18 protein-coding genes are annotated in these 19,805 nt (G+C 62.7%); 7 read left to right on the forward strand and 11 right to left on the reverse strand.

The features are described 5' to 3' along the window. Positions 1 to 1,053: 1,053 nt before the first annotated feature. The 4 genes from ACOSV0_RS19245 to ACOSV0_RS19260 all read right to left on the reverse strand — a co-directional run bounded on the left by ACOSV0_RS19245 (position 1,054) and on the right by ACOSV0_RS19260 (position 5,973). Positions 1,054 to 2,286, reverse strand: coding sequence for a multifunctional CCA addition/repair protein (locus ACOSV0_RS19245; RefSeq protein ID WP_434107681.1), 1,233 nt, complete (start codon positions 2,284 to 2,286; stop codon positions 1,054 to 1,056). Further along, on the reverse strand, positions 2,283 to 2,936 hold the full coding sequence (locus ACOSV0_RS19250) for a glutathione S-transferase family protein (protein ID WP_434107683.1): 654 nt from the start codon (positions 2,934 to 2,936) through the stop codon (positions 2,283 to 2,285). The genes ACOSV0_RS19245 and ACOSV0_RS19250 overlap by 4 nt, the downstream gene beginning before the upstream one ends. A 30-nt stretch (positions 2,937 to 2,966) precedes the next feature. Continuing rightward, the gene (locus tag ACOSV0_RS19255) at positions 2,967 to 3,920 is read right to left on the reverse strand and encodes a complex I NDUFA9 subunit family protein (RefSeq protein ID WP_434107685.1); all 954 of its coding nucleotides are present in this window, start codon (positions 3,918 to 3,920) and stop codon (positions 2,967 to 2,969) included. 85 nt (positions 3,921 to 4,005) lie between these two features. After that, entirely contained in the window at positions 4,006 to 5,973 is a 1,968-nt protein-coding gene (locus ACOSV0_RS19260) for a transglycosylase SLT domain-containing protein (RefSeq protein WP_434107686.1), read from the reverse strand. A 77-nt stretch (positions 5,974 to 6,050) separates the two neighbouring features. Here ACOSV0_RS19260 and ACOSV0_RS19265 point away from each other — a divergent pair, with 77 nt between their 5' ends. After that, on the forward strand, positions 6,051 to 6,593 hold the full coding sequence (locus ACOSV0_RS19265) for a 5-formyltetrahydrofolate cyclo-ligase (RefSeq protein ID WP_434107687.1): 543 nt from the start codon (positions 6,051 to 6,053) through the stop codon (positions 6,591 to 6,593). 58 nt (positions 6,594 to 6,651) lie between these two features. On the opposite strand, the gene ACOSV0_RS19270 is transcribed toward ACOSV0_RS19265, so the two are convergent. Then, positions 6,652 to 7,164 (reverse strand): winged helix DNA-binding protein, encoded by a 513-nt coding sequence (locus ACOSV0_RS19270; RefSeq protein ID WP_120346476.1) that lies wholly within the window; start codon positions 7,162 to 7,164, stop codon positions 6,652 to 6,654. A gap of 207 nt (positions 7,165 to 7,371) precedes the next feature. Here ACOSV0_RS19270 and pxpB point away from each other — a divergent pair, with 207 nt between their 5' ends. The 5 genes from pxpB (at position 7,372) to ACOSV0_RS19295 (ending at position 11,821) form a co-directional block, all read left to right on the forward strand. Continuing rightward, positions 7,372 to 8,025: a 5-oxoprolinase subunit PxpB gene (pxpB, locus tag ACOSV0_RS19275; RefSeq protein WP_434107688.1), complete on the forward strand. Its 654-nt coding sequence runs from the start codon at positions 7,372 to 7,374 to the stop codon at positions 8,023 to 8,025. After that, positions 8,022 to 9,074, forward strand: a complete 1,053-nt coding sequence (locus tag ACOSV0_RS19280) for a biotin-dependent carboxyltransferase family protein (RefSeq protein ID WP_434107690.1) — start codon at positions 8,022 to 8,024, stop codon at positions 9,072 to 9,074. Before pxpB ends, ACOSV0_RS19280 begins: the two co-directional genes overlap by 4 nt. Before the next feature lie 19 nt (positions 9,075 to 9,093). Then, positions 9,094 to 9,846 (forward strand): 5-oxoprolinase subunit PxpA, encoded by a 753-nt coding sequence (gene pxpA, locus ACOSV0_RS19285; RefSeq protein ID WP_434107691.1) that lies wholly within the window; start codon positions 9,094 to 9,096, stop codon positions 9,844 to 9,846. Between the two features lie 272 nt (positions 9,847 to 10,118). After that, on the forward strand, positions 10,119 to 10,868 hold the full coding sequence (locus ACOSV0_RS19290; RefSeq protein ID WP_434107693.1) for a DUF969 domain-containing protein: 750 nt from the start codon (positions 10,119 to 10,121) through the stop codon (positions 10,866 to 10,868). Then, entirely contained in the window at positions 10,865 to 11,821 is a 957-nt protein-coding gene (locus ACOSV0_RS19295; RefSeq protein ID WP_434107695.1) for a DUF979 domain-containing protein, read from the forward strand. Before ACOSV0_RS19290 ends, ACOSV0_RS19295 begins: the two co-directional genes overlap by 4 nt. Positions 11,822 to 11,945: 124 nt before the next feature. Here the strand turns inward: ACOSV0_RS19295 and ACOSV0_RS19300 are convergent, their stop codons facing one another. Continuing rightward, entirely contained in the window at positions 11,946 to 13,529 is a 1,584-nt protein-coding gene (locus tag ACOSV0_RS19300; protein WP_434107696.1) for a tetratricopeptide repeat protein, read from the reverse strand. A gap of 387 nt (positions 13,530 to 13,916) precedes the next feature. Here ACOSV0_RS19300 and ACOSV0_RS19305 point away from each other — a divergent pair, with 387 nt between their 5' ends. Then, the gene (locus ACOSV0_RS19305; RefSeq protein ID WP_434107697.1) at positions 13,917 to 15,716 is read left to right on the forward strand and encodes a tetratricopeptide repeat protein; all 1,800 of its coding nucleotides are present in this window, start codon (positions 13,917 to 13,919) and stop codon (positions 15,714 to 15,716) included. An 86-nt stretch (positions 15,717 to 15,802) separates the two neighbouring features. On the opposite strand, the gene ACOSV0_RS19310 is transcribed toward ACOSV0_RS19305, so the two are convergent. From ACOSV0_RS19310 to ACOSV0_RS19330, 5 genes are all read right to left on the reverse strand, one after another. Then, positions 15,803 to 16,060, reverse strand: a complete 258-nt coding sequence (locus ACOSV0_RS19310) for a BrnA antitoxin family protein (protein ID WP_434107698.1) — start codon at positions 16,058 to 16,060, stop codon at positions 15,803 to 15,805. A gap of 46 nt (positions 16,061 to 16,106) precedes the next feature. Then, entirely contained in the window at positions 16,107 to 16,412 is a 306-nt protein-coding gene (locus tag ACOSV0_RS19315; RefSeq protein WP_434107699.1) for a BrnT family toxin, read from the reverse strand. Positions 16,413 to 16,584: 172 nt separating this feature from the next. Then, on the reverse strand, positions 16,585 to 17,736 hold the full coding sequence (locus tag ACOSV0_RS19320) for a TraB/GumN family protein (RefSeq protein ID WP_434107700.1): 1,152 nt from the start codon (positions 17,734 to 17,736) through the stop codon (positions 16,585 to 16,587). Further along, positions 17,729 to 18,748, reverse strand: a complete 1,020-nt coding sequence (locus ACOSV0_RS19325; RefSeq protein ID WP_434107701.1) for a peptide ABC transporter ATP-binding protein — start codon at positions 18,746 to 18,748, stop codon at positions 17,729 to 17,731. Before ACOSV0_RS19325 ends, ACOSV0_RS19320 begins: the two co-directional genes overlap by 8 nt. Further along, on the reverse strand, positions 18,745 to 19,737 hold the full coding sequence (locus tag ACOSV0_RS19330) for an ABC transporter ATP-binding protein (protein WP_434110337.1): 993 nt from the start codon (positions 19,735 to 19,737) through the stop codon (positions 18,745 to 18,747). Before ACOSV0_RS19330 ends, ACOSV0_RS19325 begins: the two co-directional genes overlap by 4 nt. Positions 19,738 to 19,805: the final 68 nt, after the last annotated feature.

Here is a 19,805-nt window from a genome sequence, read left to right on the forward strand (position 1 = left end):
GATGCAAATAAAAATCTTCTTCCGGTGAACGGCAAAATCGCGGAAACCCATGCCAGACAAGAGGTTTGCGGGAAAGAAGATATTTTGTGGATTGCCCCCTGTGCGGGGCAGGCACCTACTTTTCTTTGCCTGCTGCAAAGAAAAGTAGGCAAAAGAAAGCAGCTCACCCCGCCCGCTTATAAGCGGGTCCCCCGCACAGTCACGGTAGTGGTGCATCTGGAATCTGTGCCCTCGCGCATTCGACGTTCGTGACAAGGCCATCATACTTCCGGCGGCGCTGCGCGCGCCGTGGCGGTCGTTCATCGAACCAGTCAGCGTTTTTACGCTCAGGGGTAATTCACGGAGTGCCCTCTATCCGGAACCCGCGGCACCTCAAATTGCCGTTTGCCGCGCCCGATGCCTGCGGCACTTTACAAAACCGCTACCGGAGTTCGCTGCCCGTGATACTTCACAGTGGTACCTCACTGCGGTACTTCACCGTGGTACTTCAAGATGCAGCTTGCTGTTTTTAGCGTCCAGGCGCGCTTCGCACGCTGCTGGCTATGCTCGACGTCGGTGGTCTTCCCAAAGCACCCAGCCGTCCTTGACGCCAATCGCCTGAGTGTCGGCGGCGGTTGCGGCCGAGGCAAAACCGATGGCCCTCACCACGTTCAAACGAAGTCCCGGGTTCCCGATGGACCCTTCCGGCGAGCACGTAGTGCGAGGCGGGAAGTATGACTGCTGTGTCACTGAGGCCGAATGCGCGAGGGCACAGATTCCAGATGCACCACTACTGTGGCTGTGCGGGGGACCCGCTTAGGAGTTAGCGGTGTGAGCTGCTTTCTTTTGCCTACTTTTCTTTGCAGCAGGCAAAGAAAAGTAGGTGCCTGCCCCGCACAGGGGCGACGCTAATAAACCAATAACAAAACAGGGAAAGGCCAACGCCGTAGGCAACCAGACAACGAAATCCCAACGCCAAACGCGCACAGAAAAACGCGCCGAGCAGGCAACCAACTCAAGCAAAGCCCAACGCCGTAGGCAAACACCCCCGCCGTAGGCAAAAAAACCAAACCCTCACACAAGAACCACCTCAACAGCGCGAACGCGCTCCGCATGCACCGCATCCTTAATCCCCGCAGGCGAGTCAGCGAGCCGCTTAGCCACAGCCCCAGCATCCACGCCTCGCGCAGCGACAAGCGCAACCCGCAGCCGCTCAGCCTGCGGATACTCCCGCATCTCAAACCCGAGCCGCCCACGAGCATCCGCCTCACACGCCTGCAAGGCCTCGGCAAAACGCGCCGGTTTCCGGATAGCATCGCTGCGCTCAAGCAACCTCACCAACGCAGCTGCCCCCATCTCCATCACGCGATGAATATTCCCATGCTCCCGCGCCACCAGCAGCGCCAGGTCGCGACATTCATTCGGCACGCGCAACCGCTCGCATAACGGCTTCAGCAAATCCACACTGCGCCCCTCATGCCCGATATGCCGCGGCAATACATCATCCGGCGTCGTCGCTTTGCCGAGATCGTGCGTGAGCGCCGCGAACCGAACCGGCAACGCGTACCCCTGCTGCGCAGCATGGTCGAGCACCATCATCACATGGACGCCCGTGTCCACTTCGGGGTGGTAATCAGCCCGCTGAGGCACGCCGAACAGCGCGTCGATCTCCGGCAGGATTCGCACCAGCGCGCCGCATTCCCGCAGCACGTCGAACATGCGGGACGGCTTCTTCTCCATCAACCCGCGTGACACCTCCTGCCACACCCGCTCGGCCACCAGCGCATCCACTTCACCGTCGGCCACCATCGCGCGCATCAGCGCCATCGTCTCCGGCGCAACGGTGAAGTCGACGAAGCGCGCCGCGAACCGCGCAATCCGCAAAATCCGCACGGGGTCTTCGAGAAACGCAGCGCTAACGTGCCGGAAGAGCCGCGCCTGTAAATCGCCCCGGCCATTGAACGGGTCGATCACCGGGCCGGTCAGCTCACCGTCAGGGCGTACTTCGCGCGCCATCGCGTTGACCGTCAGGTCGCGGCGAGCGAGATCCTCTTCGAGCGTGACATCCGGTGCGTAGAAAAACTGGAAGCCGTGATAGCCCGCGGCCGTCTTGCGCTCGGTGCGCGCGAGCGCATATTCCTCGTGAGTCTGCGGATGCAGGAATACCGGGAAATCCTTGCCCACCGGACGATAACCCTGCGCCACCATCTGCTCGGGTGTCGCGCCAACCACCACGTAGTCGCGATCCTGCACCGGCACGCCCAACAACTCGTCGCGAATGGCTCCGCCTACCGCGTAGATATTCATGGACATACGTCTTGATAGGGAATCGTGTGCGTTTCCTGAAGCGCGTCGTCGATCCACGCCTTCACCTCCGGCAGCGCCGCCACGCGATCCACATAGGCCGCGGAGGCTTCCGATAGCGCCGGCCGCCACGTTTTGAAGCGCATCACGACCGGCGCGTACATCGCGTCGGCAATGCCGAACTCGCCGAACAGGAAGGGCCCGCCATAGGTGTCGAGACAGTTGCGCCAGATCGCCTCGATACGCGCGATATCGGCCAACGCACCCGGCGTGGCGTTCTTGCCGGGAAACGACGCGCGAATGTTCATCCACATGTTCGAGCGCAAATCGCCGAAGCCCGAATGCATCTCGGCGCTCACGCTGCGCGCGTGGCTGCGCGCCGCCGGGTCGCGCGGCCAGAGCGCATGCTGCGGGAAGCGCTCGGCCAGCGTTTCGGCGATCGCCAATGAATCCCACGTGGCCACTCCGTCGTCACCGATCAAACACGGCACCTTGCCCGGGCCCGTCGGCGCGTACGCCAGGATCGCGGGCTTCGTGCCGGGCACATACAGGTGAATCAGCACCTCTTCGAATGGAATGCCGAAATGTTTGAACAGCAGCCACGGACGCATCGACCATGACGAATAGTTTTTGTCACCGATAAGCAGCTTCATGCTTCGTATAAAAGGAAGTTGAAAAAAGATTCAGCGCCCCGCGCTGGCGCGAAATGCGTCGAAGCGCGAACGCGCCGATGCGCCGGTCAGATATACGGGGGCGATCGCTTCGATGCTGGCGGGTTCGATGCCGAGTTCAGACGCAAGCGGCCCGCTCAACACGTTGTCGACTTTCATCGAATCGAGATTGTCGCGCGAGATCACCGGTTCGCCCGGCGCCATTTCGAACGTCAGCGCTTGCAGGCGCGCCAATGCTTCCGGCAGGCGAATAATCCGCGCATGCCGGCCGATCACATCGCCGCAATACTTCACGAGGTCTTCGAGTGTATAGACGGTCGGGCCACCGAGTTCATAGGTATGGGCACTAGCCGCATCGAGATCGAGCACGTTGCAAATCGCTTTCGCCACGTCGCCGACGTACACCGGCTGGAATTTCGCATCCGGCATGGCAAGTGGAATCACCGGAAACATCCGCTGCAGAAACGCAAACTTGTTGAGAAACTGGTCTTCGGGACCGAACACCACGGACGGCCGGAAAACCGTCCACGCCAGGTTCGCCACGTGCACGGCTTTTTCGCCGTCGCCCTTCGAGCGCGAATACATGCTCGGCCCGTTCGGGTCGGCGCCGAGCGCGCTGATATGAATCAGCCGGTGCACACCCTTGCCTTCACAAGCCGCAACGATTCTGGTCGGCAATTCGACATGCGTGCGCGCGAATTCCGGACCATAGGGCGTGCCACGTTTGCCATGCAGCGTGGCAACGAGGTTGATCACACAATCGGCGCCTTCGACGAAACGCGCGAGCTGCACCGGATCGAACACGTCGGCTTCGATCACGTCGATGGGGAGCAGGGTGAGATGGCGGGCGTTGTAGCGGCGCCGGGTGGCGATGCGCACGTCTTTGCCCATTTCAACGAGAGCATTGACGAGATAGCTGCCGATAAAACCGGAACCGCCGATAACCGCAACGGCTTGATGTCGCATTTTCGACTCCCTGGTGGAAGCCGCGGCAACGGCTGGCGTGGCGCACCGCCGCATCAGAAGACATGACGCGGCGGCGGCACGGCGCTTACGGTGCGATATAACCCAGACGCGCCTTCAGCGATTGCGGACGGCCTTCGAACAACGCCGCGTAGTAGACCGTGTTGGACAACACATTCTTGACGTAGTCGCGCGTTTCCTGGAACGGAATCGCCTCGGCAAAGATCGCGCCTTCAACCGGATGCTGCAACGATTGCCGCCAGTTGCGCGGACGGCCGGGACCAGCGTTATAACCGGCGGTGGCCAGCACGGCGGACCCGTCGAACTGATTGTAGATCATAGACAGGTAGTTCGTGCCGAGCAGGATGTTGGTGTTGATGTCGTTCATCTGCTCGCGCGAAATCGGGCCGAGGCCGATCTTCTTCGCCACCAGTTGCGCAGTGCCCGGCATCAGTTGCATCAGACCGCTCGCGCCGACTTCCGAGCGCGCGTTCATGATGAAGCGCGACTCCTGGCGAATCAGCCCGTATGCCCATTCCACATCCAGCCCATTCGACTGCGCGTCGCGCTCGACGATATCCTTGAACGGCGACAGATAACGCAGCGAGAAATCGTGCTCGCTCTTCGTGCGGTCCGCCGTGTTCACGGTACGGTCATACAACTCGATGCGGCGCGCGTACTCGGCTACGGCGATCAGTTGCCGGTCGCTCATGTTGCGCAGCGGCCAGTTCCATTCGCGATTGCCTTCGAGCCGCAGGTTCAGCGCGTAGAAACGCTGCGCCAGATCGAAGCCCGGCGTGCTGCCGGCCTGCTGGATTTCGGCGTCCGTCACGGTGGTTTTCGGCGGCACGGTGATCTTCTGGCCGAGCTCTTCCGAAGCCAGTTGGCCGTAGAAGTTGAAGCCCTGCGAGATCGACTCGAATTCCTGATTGGCCGTGGTTGTGTCGCCGGCCTGCTTGAGCGCACGGGCATGCCAGTACACCCACGAAGGCTGGTTGCGCAACGCCGCCGGCATCTGTTCGATCGACCAGCGCACCATCGTCCAGTCGCCCGCGAGCAGCGCGGTGCGGGTGCGCCATTCGTACGCCGGGTTCGACAGCGGTGCATTCACCGAAAGCCGGTACCAGTCCACCGCGCTCGGCATCTGTTTGACGGCGGCCTGATAAGCGATCGTGCCCCAGCCGATCGCACGCTCTGGCGAACTCAGCGAGGGCGCCACCGAAGCGAACGTGGCCGCGGCCATGGCCGGGTCGTTGCGCGCCATGCGCGTGATCGCGAGCAACGCCAGTTGATGCGATTGCGTATCCGGACCGACACCGCGCGCCAGCAGCAACGGCGGCGTACTCGTGGCCTGGCCGAACAGCACCGGGTCGGGCGGCTGGTTGCTGAGCGCATCGACAAGCTTGCTGCCCGTGCTGGTGTAGTTCTGTTCGTACGCGAGACGGATCTGTTGCCAGACGTCGTCGGAACTGAATTGCTGGTTGACCGCCAGCGAGGTGATCAGATCGACGCAACCGTCGCTGTACCACTTCGGATCGACCAGCAGCGCACGCGCCTCGGCCGCGACGTTTTCACCCCGCGCGGCGCGCGATTCGAGCGCGTAGCACTTCACCTGCGTATCGTCATTCAGCACGAAACGCGCGTATTGCTGATCGAAGTTGCGCCAGTCGTGACGCGCACCGAGTACGGTGAGGTAGTCGTTGCGCATGCGGTCGGCGATCGCCTGCCCGTCGTACTTTTGCAGGAACGCCAGCACGGGTGCGTCCGGCGCGTCGATACGCGCATGGCCGCTGGAATCGAACAACTGCGGCTTGATCTGGAAGTACTCGAGATACGACGGCGCCGGGTAGTTCGGGATCATGCTCGCCAGTTGCGCTGCGCGCGCCGCGTCATTTGTGCGGGCTGCTTCGCGAAGCTGGACGAAGGTCTGGTCGTCGTTCGTGAGTTGCGAAAGGGGAATGGGCTTGACGGCCGAGGCCGTGCTGCACGCGACGAGTGCCGCAGCGGCAAGCGCCAGACCGGCCGCGCGATATACTCGATAGAGGCGTTTTGACATCGTTGTTTCTGGAGCGCGAATTGAACCCAAGCATAGCATGCAACCCTGTCGCAGAATCGAAAAAGGCACTGCGTCGAATGCTATTGGAAGCAAGGCTACAAGCGGCTTCCGAGCCGGCGCACAACGCCGCGCTCAACCGTCGCATTCTTGATGCGTTGAAGCGCTACGGCGTGAGCAGCGTGGGATTCTATTGGCCGCTGTCGGGCGAATTCGACGCGCGCACCGCGATTGCGATCTGGCTGGCGGCGGACACGCAACGCGAGGCGAGTCTGCCGATCATCAAGGAACGCGGCGTGCCGCTCGAATTCCACGCATGGGCGCCGGATACGCCGATGAAGATCGGCCATCACAAGATCGCCGAACCCACCTCCGGCCGTGTCGTGGTTCCCGAGCTGCTGTTCGTGCCGTGTGTCGGCTTTGACGCCGACGGCTTCCGCCTCGGCTACGGCGGCGGCTACTACGACCGCACGCTGGCTGCATGGCCGGGCGCGAAGAAGCCGGTCACGGTCGGCATCGCCTATGAAGCGTGCCGCACGGACGCGTTGCAGCGCGAAGCCCACGACATCCCGCTCGATCTGATCGTGACGGAAGCCGGCCTCTATCCACATCCGGCGGATTAAGCGTTTGAACCGCGCCGTACGAGGCGCATCCCTCATCAGCCGCCGAGGCCGGCCACTGTTATAAAGACGCCGCCGCCCGCGCGGCCGTGTCGTACAGTCCGGACGCATTGCGCATCAGTTGCGCCGCCTCGCCGATCTGCTCGTTGGTCAGGCCGCTTTCCTTCAGCGTCGAAATCAGGCAGCTCTCGCGCACCTCGCGGTACCTCAGGCAAAGCTCGCGGCCCGCATCGGTCGCCGAGAAGAACACTTCCTTGCCGGTCTTTTCGCTTTTTACATACCCTCTAGCTACGAGCTTCTTCAACGCGTAAGTGGCGACGTGCGTGTCTTCGATGTTCAGCACGAAGCAGATGTCCGCCAGTTTCTTGCGCCGCTCGCGATGGCTGACGTGGTGCAGCAGCGAGACTTCGATCGCGGTCATGTCCTTTTCGCCGGCCGCCGACATGCAACGCACCATCCAGCGGTTGAATGCATTGCCGGCCATGATGAGCGCGTACTCCAGTTCGGACAGCTCCGCGCTTGTGTCAGACACGAGATGTTCCGAGGACACGATCTTGGTGGGATGGCGCGACATGGTGAAGATTCTCGAGAAACAGGATGGGAAGGTGTCGGGAGTGTACGACGAGCGACCCATTCCGGGGAGCTTGGCGAAAACGCTTATAGATAAATTGTTGATATTTTATTGATAATGTACGCTTCAAACATCCCGTGCCCTGTGCCGATAAATATCCATAGGGTTCGATATGCTCGACATCTCCGACTCGATCTGGGCCATTAAGCGATGAGCCAACCAAGAATTTTCCCGCTCGGCGACGCCGCGCTAGTCTGCGAGGCGCCCCCGCCTGCCACGCTGGACTGCCAGCGGCGCGTGTGGGCGGCCGCCGAGGCTGCGCGCGACTGGCCGCACGTGCTGGAGGTCGTGCCGGGTATGAACAATCTGACGCTCGTGTTCGACCCGCTCGAGGCCGACCGCGACGCGCTGGTGAGCCATCTGCAAGCAGCCTGGAGTGCGGTGAGCGACGTGCCCGCCTCCGGCCGCGAAGTTGAAATCCCGGTGCAATACGGCGGCGAGTTCGGCCCCGACCTGCAGGCGGTCGCCAATCACACCGGCCTGAGCGTGCGTGAAGTCGTGCAACGTCATGCGGACGGCGAATACGTCGTGTTTTTCCTCGGCTTCCAACCGGGCTTCGCCTATATGGGCGGGCTCAATGAAGCTCTGCATACGCCGCGCCGTTCGTCGCCGCGGCTGGAAGTGCCGGCCGGTTCGGTCGGCATCGGCGGCGAACAGACCGGCATTTATCCGGCAACCTCCCCCGGCGGCTGGCAATTGATCGGCCGCACCGAACTGCCGCTGTTCGATCCCGCTCGCCGTCCGCCCACCCTGCTGCAACCGGGCGACCGGGTGCGCTTTACCGTCGCGGGGATACACGCATGATCGATGTCATTCGCGCGGGCCTTCTGACCACGATTCAGGATCTCGGCCGCCACGGCTACCGGCACCTCGGCGTCGCCATGGGGGGCGCGCTCGATCGTCTGTCGCTCGAAGTCGGCAACCGGCTGGTCGGCAACCGGCCCGATGCGGCCGGTCTGGAAATTACCTTCGGCCCGACCGTGCTGCGCTTTTTGCGCGCCACACGCGTAGCCATCACCGGTACCGAATTCGGCGCGACCCTCGACGGCAAGCCGGTCTATTCGTGGTGGAGCCTGCCGGTGCAGGCCGGCCAGGAGCTGGTGCTGAACGCGGCCAAACGCGGCATGCGAGGCTATGTCTGCATCGCCGGCGGCATCGACGTTTTGCCGATGCTCGGCTCGCGCAGCACCGATATCTCTGGTCATTTCGGCGGACTCGGCGGCCGGGCGCTACGCGACGGCGATCGCTTGCCGGTCGGCGCGCCGCTGCAGCGCGGCCAGGTCGGCTTTACGCCCGAAGCGCCCGAGTTCGGCGTGAAGGCGCCCGCCTGGTGCAAATTCGTGCTGGTTCACGAGCCGCTGCGGCGCGGCCGGCATCCGTCCGGCGTGCCGTGGGCGGTGCCGATCCGCGTGCTGCAAGGTCCCGAATACGACAGCTTCACCGAAAAAGCGCACGAGTCGTTCTGGTCCGATGAATGGCTGGTCACACCCAACAGCAACCGCATGGGCTACCGCCTCGCCGGCACTGAACTGAAGCGCACCCAGAAAAGCGATCTGCTCTCGCATGCCGTGTTGCCCGGCACGATTCAGGTCCCGCCGAACGGCCAGCCGATCGTGCTGATGAGCGATGCGCAGACCACCGGCGGCTATCCGAAGATCGGCGCGGTGATTCAGGCCGATCTATGGAAGCTCGCGCAGGTTCGCCTGAACGCCGCCATCCGTTTCATCCCGACGACGCCCTATGAGGCGCGCCAGGCCTTACTGGAAGAACGCACGTATTTGCGGCAGATCGACGCCGCGATTGCCATGCACGAAGAACGCTGCGCGCGCCAGCCGGCGGTCGCAGCGCTGTAACACTATGCAGAGGAACACCATGGAAATCGATTTGAACGCCGATCTCGGCGAAGGCTGTGGCTCAGACGAGGCGCTGCTCGACCTCGTCAGCTCGGCCAACATCGCGTGCGGCTGGCACGCGGGCGGCGCCAACGCCATGCGCGACTGCGTGCGCTGGGCAGTGCAAAAAGGCGTGTCGATCGGCGCGCATCCGAGCTTTAACGATCCTGAGAATTTTGGCCGCAAGGAAATGGATCTGCCGGCCAACGACATCTACGCGGGCGTGCTGTATCAGCTCGGCGCATTGTCGGCGATTGCACAGGCCGAAGGCGGCCGCATCGCGCACGTCAAGCCGCACGGCGCGCTCTACAACCAGGCCGCGCGCGACGCGAAGATCGCCGATGCGATCGTCTCGGCGGTTCACGATTTCGACCCGTCGGTGGCCGTGTTCGCGCTCGCCAACAGCGGACTCGTGACGGCGGCACGCGAAGCGGGCCTGACCGCCGTCGAAGAAGTATTCGCCGACCGCGGTTATCGCGCCGACGGCTCGCTCGTGCCGCGCAAGGAGCCGGGCGCGCTGCTCGACGACGAAGACGTGGTACTGGAACGCACGCTCGCCATGGTGCGCGAGCGTCGCGTGCAAGCCGTCGACGGACACTGGGTGCCGCTCAATGCGCAAACCATCTGCCTGCACGGCGACGGGCCGCATGCACTGGCATTCGCGCGACGCATCCGTAACGCGCTACAGGACGCCGGCATCGAAGTTCACGCGGCCGGCGCCGCGAGCGTCTGATCCGGGCGCTGACAAACGCGAAGCCGGACAGCGCGATTCAACCGTTGCCCAACCCCGAACGCCCCGCTTCATGCGGGGCGTTTGCCAGGTGCAAGACGCAGTGCAGTACCGCAGTGAGTAGACGCAAGCGTAAGTGGACATGCAGGTGCAGGTGTAGTCGAAGCAAGGCGGCCATCAAGAGCCGCGGCAGCAAAACGGCGCATGAGTACCCTGGCGCCGGCCCACGTTAGCCGCCACAAGCGGCAAGGTTGAAACCCTGTTTGGAGATCCAGATGCAGACAACAGTCAGTCTATGGCCGCTCATTGGCGTGGCCGTCATCATCGTCGGCTTTTTATTACGGTTCAATCCGATGCTGATCGTGGCGGTTGCCGCGATCGTCACGGGTCTGGCCGCGCATTTCCCGCTGGAAAAGATCCTCGCTGAAATCGGCACCGGCTTTATCAAGACCCGCAACATCCCGCTGATCATCCTGTTGCCGCTGGCGGTGATCGGCCTGCTGGAACGGCATGGCCTGCGCGAGCGCGCGCAAGCGTGGATCGGCGGCATCAAGGCTGCAACCGCGGGGCGTTTGCTGATCGTCTATCTGCTGGTGCGCGAACTGACTGCCGCTGTCGGCCTGACCGGTCTCGGCGGTCATCCGCAGATGGTGCGTCCGCTGATCGCACCGATGGCCGAAGGTGCAACGGAAACACGCTTCGGCAAGATCAGCGACGCGGTGCGTTTCAAGCTGCGCGCCTTCTCCGCGGCGACCGACAACGTCGGCCTGTTCTTCGGTGAAGACATCTTCGTCGCGTTCGGCGCGATCGTGCTGATGACAACTTTCCTGAAAGAAGCCGGCATCATCGTCGAGCCGATTCACGTGGCCGTCTGGGGCATCCCGACCGCGATCTGCGCGTTCATCATTCACGGCTTCCGCCTGTATCTGCTCGACCGCAGGCTCGAACGCGAACTGCGCGGGAATGCGGCTGCCAACGCCGCTGCAGTTTCGCCGACGCAATCCGCAGCAGGAGACAAAGCATGACGCTCACGATTACCTATCTGTTCTGGTTGCTGGGCGTCGTGCTGCTCATCATCGGCGGCATGATCGTCACGGACAAGGAACACCCGCGCCGTTTCACCGCGGGCGGTTTCTGGATCCTTTACGCGCTGATCTTCCTGATCGGTGACAAGTTGCCGCCCTCGGTGGTCGGCGTGCTGGTGATCGTGATGGCGTTGATTGCGGGCTTTGGCGGTGTGACCGCGGCCAAGCCGAAACTGCTGTCGCTCGAAGCGCGCATGGCCAGCGCCGCGCGTCTGCGCAACAAACTGTTCGTGCCCGCGCTGACGATTCCGGTCGTCACCGTGATCATTACGCTGTCGGCCAGCCATCTGATCTTCGGCGGCACGCCGCTGATCGAGAAGGCTAACGTCACGCTGATCGGCTTCGGCATCGGCTGTGTGATCGCACTCGCGATTGCCTGTGTGATGACGCGCGATACCGTCGGCCAGTCGATGAAAGAAGCGCGCCGCCTGGTCGATGCGTTGTCATGGGCCGCGGTGCTGCCGCAGATGCTCGGCATGCTCGGCCTCGTGTTCTCGGACGCTGGAGTGGGCAAGGCGGTGGCTCACGTGACCACGGCCTACATCAGCCTCGACTACCGGTTTGTCGCGGTGGCTGTGTACTGCATCGGCATGGCGCTGTTCACGATGGTGATGGGCAACGGCTTTGCCGCATTCCCGGTGATGACGGGCGGCGTCGGCGTGCCGATTCTGGTGGGCGTGTTTCACGGCAATCCTGCGGTGATGGTCGCGATCGGCATGTTCTCCGGCTACTGCGGCACGCTGATGACGCCGATGGCCGCGAACTTCAACATGGTGCCCGCCGCGCTGCTGGAACTGCCGGATAAGAATGCGGTGATCAAGGTGCAGGTGCCCACCGCGCTGACCTTGCTGGTCGTGAATATTTTCCTGCTGAATTTCCTGATGTTCTTGTAGGAATCTTGACTCACCGCTTCGGCAAACCTAGACGAACAACGCGTTCGACTTGGTGGGCTGAAGCGGCGCGGTGCAGTGCGCCTGTGTAAAACAGCAGTCTGAATCGAGACGCGTGATTCGCCGGCTAAACAAGGCTGCGTGGAGCATCTCTCACACTGTCTGACCCGAAGGTCTGCTGCAGAGCTGCAGCCACCTGTTCGAGCACATTGTCCCAGTCACCCTGCTGCGGCTGGGTGAAGATCCGCACGCTCGAATACCACGGGCTATCCTCGCGATCGCGCAACCAGCGCCAGCAACCCGCAAAGCGATTGAGCAGCCAGACCGGCTTACCCATCGCGGCGGCCAGATGCGCGACTGATGTATCCACCGAAATCACCAGATCAAGGTTCTCGATTAGCGCAGCGGTGTCCGCGAAATCGTCGACTTCATCCATGTAGCTTGTCAGACGTGCCTCGCTTGCCGGATCGGCGCGCTTCGCGAGGTCGTCGGTTTTTTGCAAACTGATCCAGCGGATGTGCGGCATGGCGAGCAGCGGCGCCATGTGTGCGGAAGTCATGCTGCGCACCCTGTCCTCGGTAAAACCTGAATGGCCTCCGGCCCACACCACGCCTACGCGCGGCAGGCCAGGGTTCGGCAAGGCTGCCAGCCGGGCATGCCACCAGGCAGCACGGCCGGCATCGGCATGTAGATAGGTGAAAGCCGGAATGGTGTCCAGCCGCGTGCCGAACGCCATGGGCAACGACATCAGCGGGCAATACCAGTCCCACTCGTCGAAGTTCGGCTCGACGTTATCGAGCACCGTTACGCCCGGCCAGCGCGGTTCGAACGACTGCTCGTACAGGCGCTTCAATGGCTGCGGGCAGATATAGCCGACCTCGGAAAAATGCTCGAGGGCCAACGGCAGATAGCGCACGAACTGCAGACTGTCGCCGAATCCCTGCTCATGGAAGACCAGCAGACGCGGGCGACGAGCAGGCACGTCGCCCATGCAACCGGCGGCGTTCAGATTCTCTCCTCTCCATTGCGGCAACGGTACCGGCGGGCGCTCCGGCGCGGGGCGTCCCTGGCCGTCGACCATATTGACCCAGCGGTCTTCAAACAACGGCCACGCTTCTTCATACTGCCCCGCAGCCAGCAAAACGGTAGCGAGATTGCAGCGGGCGCTGAGATAGTCCGGTTTCAGCGCAATGGCTCGCCGCAAATACCGCTCAGCTTCGTTCAACGCTCCTAGGTGCCGGGTCACGGTCCCCAGATTGGCATGCGCGCCCGCGTGGTCCGGGTCGAGTTCAAGCAGCCTGCGATAGGCGTGTGCTGCAGCCTGATTGTGCCCCTGCATCTGCAGTGTCAGACCGAGAAAAAGATGCAGCGAAGCCGCGTCGGGGTGGCGCTCAAGGCCGAGTTGAGCTGTCTGCCTGGCATCGGCGATCGCCCCCGTTTTGATCTGGATAAAGCACTGCAAGTGAAAGGAGGCCGCGTCAGGCTGAGCTTCGAGTGCGCGTTCGGCCCAGCCTTGCGCCGAGTCCATCTGCTTCGATTCAAGCGCCAGCAACGCGTAGGCAAACAACGCACCGCCATGTCTGGGATTACGCGCGAGGAGTCGGTCGAGGAGTCTCTGTGCCTCGTCGACGTTGCCTGCTTCGCGAGCTTCGTCGGCCGCTTTGTGCAAGGCCGTGATGTCGTCGGGCGGGAGAGAGAAAGGGACTGGCATGATCGGCGAGCAGGTGTGCGTGGAAAGTGCGGTCCGGAAGCCTTGATAGTTGATATCGCTCAGCGCTGCGGACACAGGTAGGCGATGAACGCTAGCGCAAGTTATGCGAATGGCGTGCGTCCGATCGGAGCGCCAATTGTGGACGCCGCGTGATGCCCGGTCTTTAGGACCGCTCCGAAACGTGCGATGCAGGAAGGCCGGTTTCGCAATGGCATGAAGTTCATGCGCGAGGCCAGCACTTCCATTCCGAAGCATGTGGAAATCGCTGAATTAGGATGCGTCCGATCGTCAGCGTCGACGCCGAACCTTACGCTGGCGGATGGTCTCCCATCCACGCATGCCGCCGCGTGCCAAGCGCGACATCGGCGCTCTCCCCTCCAGGTCCTCATGGAATATTCACCCAGCGTTGACAGTTCGCAGACATCGCCTTCGGCCTATCTAGCTTCGCTTATCGGTGCCGCACTCGAAGCTCACCTGGCCGGCCAACTGGAGGCCGCCGAGTCGTTCTACCGCGAAGCCCTCGCTATCGATCCCGCTCACGCCGACGCGTTGCACTACTACGGCGTGCTGCAACATCAGCTAGGCGATCATGAGTCCGCCGCCCGGTTGCTCAGCGCAGCGCTGCGGATCGACAGGAACAACGCCGCCTGCTGGAGTAACCGCGGCCTCACCGCCGCGGCACTGGGCCATCAGGAAGAAGCCATGATCTGCTACGACCAGGCCTTGCAGTTACAGCCGGACTTCGCCGACGCACGCAACAACTTCGGCGTCGCGCTGCAGGCGCAAGGCGCCCTGGAGATCGCCATCGAGCAATATCGGCTGGCGCTGTCGGCCGAGCCCGCCTTTGTCGATGCGTACCTGAACCTCGGCACGGCGCTCGCCAAGCTGGGACGTTATGACGAGGCACTCGCCTGCTACCGGAGCGCGTCGTCGCTCGATCCTCACTCGGCCGAGGTGCATTTCAACGCGGGCAACGCGTACAACGCGCAAGGCCGGCACACTGAAGCGATCGCCAGTTTCGAGCAGGCTTTGGCGCTCCGTCCTCGGTACGCCGAAGCCCATATCAACCTCGGCAGCCTGATCGGCAAACTCGGCGACTACGCCGGTGCTGAATCGCACTATCGCCGAGCGGTCGTGCTCAAGCCGAATCCCACGAATCTGGTTTGCCTCGGCGGGTCACTCGGCGCGCAGGACCGCCTCAACGAAGAGGAAGGCCTCTATCGCCACGCACTGGCGCTCGATCCACACTATGCCGATGCGCATCAGAACCTCGCGTGGCTGTTGCTCAAGCGCGGCGATTACAAGCAGGGTTGGGCGGCGTTTGCGAAACGCTGGCGCAAGAGCGACTACGAGGCGATCGTGGTTCCAGGCATCGCCGAGTGGCGGGGCGAGCCGCTCGACGGGCGCCGTCTGTTGCTGGTCGGTGAACAGGGTTTCGGCGATCACTTCCAGTTTCTGCGCTATGCGCGTGTGCTCGAACAACTCGGCGCGACACTCGACATTTGCGTGCGCGAACCGCTGCTGCCGCTAGTTGAACGCATCCCGGGCGTGCATCGCGCATTCAACGGGACGCCTGAAGGCGAATACGATTTCTGGGTGCCGATGATGAGCGTGCCTTCGTGCGTCGGCACTGAACTGTCAACCATTCCTGCGGATGTACCGTACGTGTTTGCCGACCAGGCAAAGACCAAGGCATGGCGCAAGCGGGTAAACGCAGCCGGCAAAACAAAACGCAAAGTGGGCCTGGTGTGGTCCGGCAGCCCGACGTTTGGCAACGATCGCTACCGGTCGATGGCGCTCGCCGATCTGGGCGCGCTAAGCGAACTGGAGGGCATTGCGTGGTACCCGCTGCAAAAGGGCTCCGCGCACGCGCAATTGGCCGATGCGTCTGAAGCTTTCCGCGCCCACGATTTCACCGCCGATCTGCACAACTTCGACGACACCGCCGCGCTCATCATGAATCTCGATCTGGTGATCGCCGTGGATACCGGCGTGGCGCACCTGGCGGCCGCACTGGGCAAGCCGGTGTGGGTGCTGCTGCCCGCCAACTCGGATTGGCGCTGGCTCGAAGAGCGCAGCGATTCGCCGTGGTATCCGGCGATGAAATTATTCCGACAAACGACGTTGGGCGATTGGACGCCAGTGGTTAAACGCGTGTCCGAAGCACTGCGCGACGGCAATCCATAAAACCTCCGCTGCACAGATTTCAGGCGTTTCTGCGCAGCGCCTTCCCAACCCTTTTGTGCCCAGACAGAATGCTGAAACGCCATACCTTAAGGACGACGACGCTGTTGCGCCTGCATATAGGCGCGCAACAACTTGTTGATACGCGTCTGATAGCCCGCCCCCTGCTCCTTGAACCAGCTCAGCACATCCGCATCCAGGCGCATCGTCACAGCCTGCTTCGGCGGAACGTGCAGTTCAGCGCGATCAAAAAAGTCGTCGCCCAGTTCAGGCACGTCGCTCGTATCGATTTGCGCGTCGTCCGTCTTTGCCAGTCGCTTCCAGTCGGTTCCAGATGTTTTACCCATAATTTCACCTCTGCTCGTTTTCAGCCATTGCCACGATGCGTGCCAATCAATTCCAGACGCTGTGCTTGTAGCGTTTGACTTCGTGCTTTGTCGCCTTGCGGGCCGAAATGATACGGATCACATCCGCGCTGCGCTCGACGTACACCACTACACCCACGATGGCCGCCATCCAGCCTAGTGCGACCCAACGGTCTTCGCCGTAGTCTTCCCGCTGGTCTATCGCTGTGAATACCGGATGGTTGAATACGTCGATAGCATCTATGAAGTCGATGCCATGCTTATGGATGTTGATTTGATTCTTGATTTCGTCCCACTCAAAACGCACGCGCCACCTGTATTGACGTTTGTACATACATCATAGCATGCAAAGGCAGCTATGGCTGCGTACGCCGCGAACAATTTGCGGCGCACGTCAGCATCGGACTGGCTGCCTGATTACCGGTTCCTGTTCTGGCCGAACGGCCTATTCCGGCTAAGACTGTGGTCAGCCACGACGCACATTTCGCGTCAAACCGGGACGAACCTCACCACGCATCCACCACGAACCCGTGCTGCCGCAAAAGCTGCAGCACGCCCTTGCGGCCGCCCAGATGCAACGCGCCGATCGCCACGAACACCGGCTTGTTCGGCCCGGCGATCAGCAGCATCCGCGACACGAAACGCCGGTTGCGTTCGTACACGATCTTGTTGTCGATCGAGTCGGAGACGCGCTTGTCGCGCGCCAGCTTTTCGGACTTCGCGGCCTGCCAGGCCGCAATCGCATCGGCGTCCCCCACTCGCCACAGCCGATGCAAGGTCTTCACATCGTCGACGTTTTCCGCGGGTGTCTGCACCAGGTCCTGCGCGAGCATTTCGCGCTGCTGCGCAAGCGTGAGGCTGGTGAACGCGCGCATCTGCTGATGCAGCGTCTCGAGACCGACGATCTTGCCGCGCGTCCTGATATACACGTTCTGCAATTGCGCTTCCGTGCCGTATTCAGTCTGCAAGCCGGCGCTCAACGAATCGTAGGTTTCGACCACCAGCGACGCGAGCCACGGCCGCATCTTCTTGATTTCATCCAGTGCCGCGGGATTGCCGCGCAGCCGAAAAGCCAGCTTGTGCCACAAAGGCTCGGGCAGCAGGCCCGGCAGACAGTCCCGGCGGCATATGCCGTACTTCGACACGTCGTCTTGCGAGACCAGCAGTTCGTCGGGTGAGAGTTCGAGCGCCAGCGTCGGCGAGGCCGCCAGCGCGCCGAGGATCGGCGCGCGGAACGGTTGCCCGGGCGGGTAGTCGGCGGGGTCGCCGACGTGCAGCGTGCCGAGCACGTAGATCGTTGTGGTGCCGCGCGTTGCAACGTAAAACGGCATGCGTGCCGGCTGCAGGCGCACCGGGCCGCTGGCTGTCGTGCCGGGCGTCGCGGGAGGCGGATTGAAGCCGGGCAAGGTGGCGCGCGGTTGCGCCGGCAAATTGGGCACCGGCAATGCCGGCCGGCCGGCCTGAGCGGGCGCATTGGCCGCCGCGCCGGCAGCATGGACAACGCCGATCGGCCCTGCACCAGGATGAAGGACAGAACAAGCACCGAAGAGCGCGGCACCGGTCAGTGCACGCGCTCCCCAGCGCCGCGCGAAAGCAGCGTGGCGGGCGCCATCACGCGAGCGGCGCGTAAGACGACGCGCCGCCACTGCATCAGGCATCCATGTCCCCCACCTCCTCGGCACGGTGACACGACACCTGACGACCATCCACTTCGCGCAACTTCGGTTCTTCGCTGCGGCAACGGTCGATCACATACGGGCAGCGCTGATGGAACGTGCAGCCCGACGGCGGATTCAGCGGCGACGGCATTTCACCTTGCAGCTTGATCTTGATGGTGCGATCCGCTTCGAAGATCGACGGCGTGGCCGACATCAGCGCACGCGTGTAGGGATGCCGCGGATTCGAGAAAATCCGCTTCTTGTCGCCGAGCTCCGCCACGCCACCGAAGTACATCACCATCACATCGTCGGCAATATGCTCCACCACCGAGAGGTTGTGCGAGATGAACACGTAGCTGGTTTTGAACTGCTCCTGCAGATCCATGAACAGATTAAGAATCTGCGCCTGGATCGACACGTCGAGCGCGGACACCGGTTCATCGGCAACCACGATCTGCGGATCAAGGATCATCGCGCGCGCAATCGCCACGCGCTGCCGCTGACCGCCCGAGAACATATGCGGATAGCGCTTGGCATGCTCCGGACGCAAGCCGACCGTGCGCATCATCTGCGCGATCCGTTCAGCACGTTCGGTCGTGCTCAGTTGCGTGTTGATCGCAAGCGGTTCGCCGAGCGTCTGCTCGACCGTCTTGCGCGGATTCAGCGAGGCAAACGGATTCTGAAACACCATCTGCACGCGCCGCCGCAGCGCGGCGATCTTCGCGTGATCGGCGCCGGCCACGTCTTCACCGTCGATCAACAGGCGGCCCGCACTGGGCGCCTCGATCATGGTCAGTTGACGCGCGAGGGTGGACTTTCCGCAACCGGATTCACCCACCACCGCCAGGGTCTTGCCGCGTTCGAGCGCAAACGACACGCCGTTCAAAGCCTTGACCGTGCCCTGGCTGAACAGGCTGCGCTTCACCGTGTAATAACGCGCGAGCTTGTCGGCAACCAGCACGTGATCGCCCGCATGGTCCGACTGGCGCCGCGGTTCGAATACTGCGTTCATCGTGCGCCTCCATGGGTGTGAACGTTGGCGTCGCCGCTCAGGTTCAGGGGTTTGATGCAGCGTACGCGCGCCACCTCAGCGTGGTCTTGCATCGGCGCCAGTGCAGGCCGCGCCTTCATGCAATCGTCGACCACGTACTTGCAGCGCGGCGCGAAGAGACAGCCCTTCGGCCGGTCATCACGCCCCGGCACCATGCCTGGCAATGCAGCCAGCCGCACCGCGCCGACATTGTGCTCGGGAATCGCCGCCAGCAATGCTTCCGTGTACGGGTGATGCGGCGCGGCAAAGATGTCCGGCACGCGATTGGTTTCGATCACTTCGCCAGCGTACATGACCGCGACGCGCTGCGCGACCTCGGACACCACCGCCAGATCGTGCGAGATCAGCACGAGCGCCATGCCGCGTTCTTTCTGCAGCTTGATCAGCAGCTCCATGATCTGGGCCTGGATCGTCACGTCGAGCGCGGTGGTCGGTTCGTCGGCGATCAGCAGCTTCGGATTGCAGGCGATCGCCATGGCGATCATCACGCGCTGGTTCATGCCGCCCGACATCTGATGCGGGAACGACGTGATACGACTCTTGGCGTCCGGAATGCCGACCTGGTCGAGCAACTCCAGCGCGCGCTTGTCCAATGCGCTGCCGCGCAGGCCTTCGTGCAGCTTCAGCACTTCCTTGATCTGATAGCCGACCGTGTAGCTCGGATTCAGACTGGTGAGCGCATCCTGGAACACCATCGCGATGTCTTTGCCGATGACCTTGCGGCGTTCCCTCGCCGTTGCCGTCAGCAGGTTCTTGCCGTTGAAGGTGATCTCATCCGCCGTGACTTTGCCCGGCGCGTCGATCAGACCCATCAGCGCCATCATCGTCACGCTCTTGCCCGAGCCCGATTCGCCGACTACGCCGACCACTTCACCCGGCGCGACCTCGAGGTTGATCCGGTCGACAGCGGGCAGGCCGTTGAAATTCACCGCCAGATTGCGGATGGTCAATAAGTTACCGTCAGTCCGCGCATGACCGCCCGAGGCGTGCTGACCCTGCCCTTCCGGGGGCAGCGAAT

It is taken from the genome of Paraburkholderia caffeinilytica, from assembly GCF_051027425.1.
Classification (GTDB): domain Bacteria; phylum Pseudomonadota; class Gammaproteobacteria; order Burkholderiales; family Burkholderiaceae; genus Paraburkholderia; species Paraburkholderia caffeinilytica_A.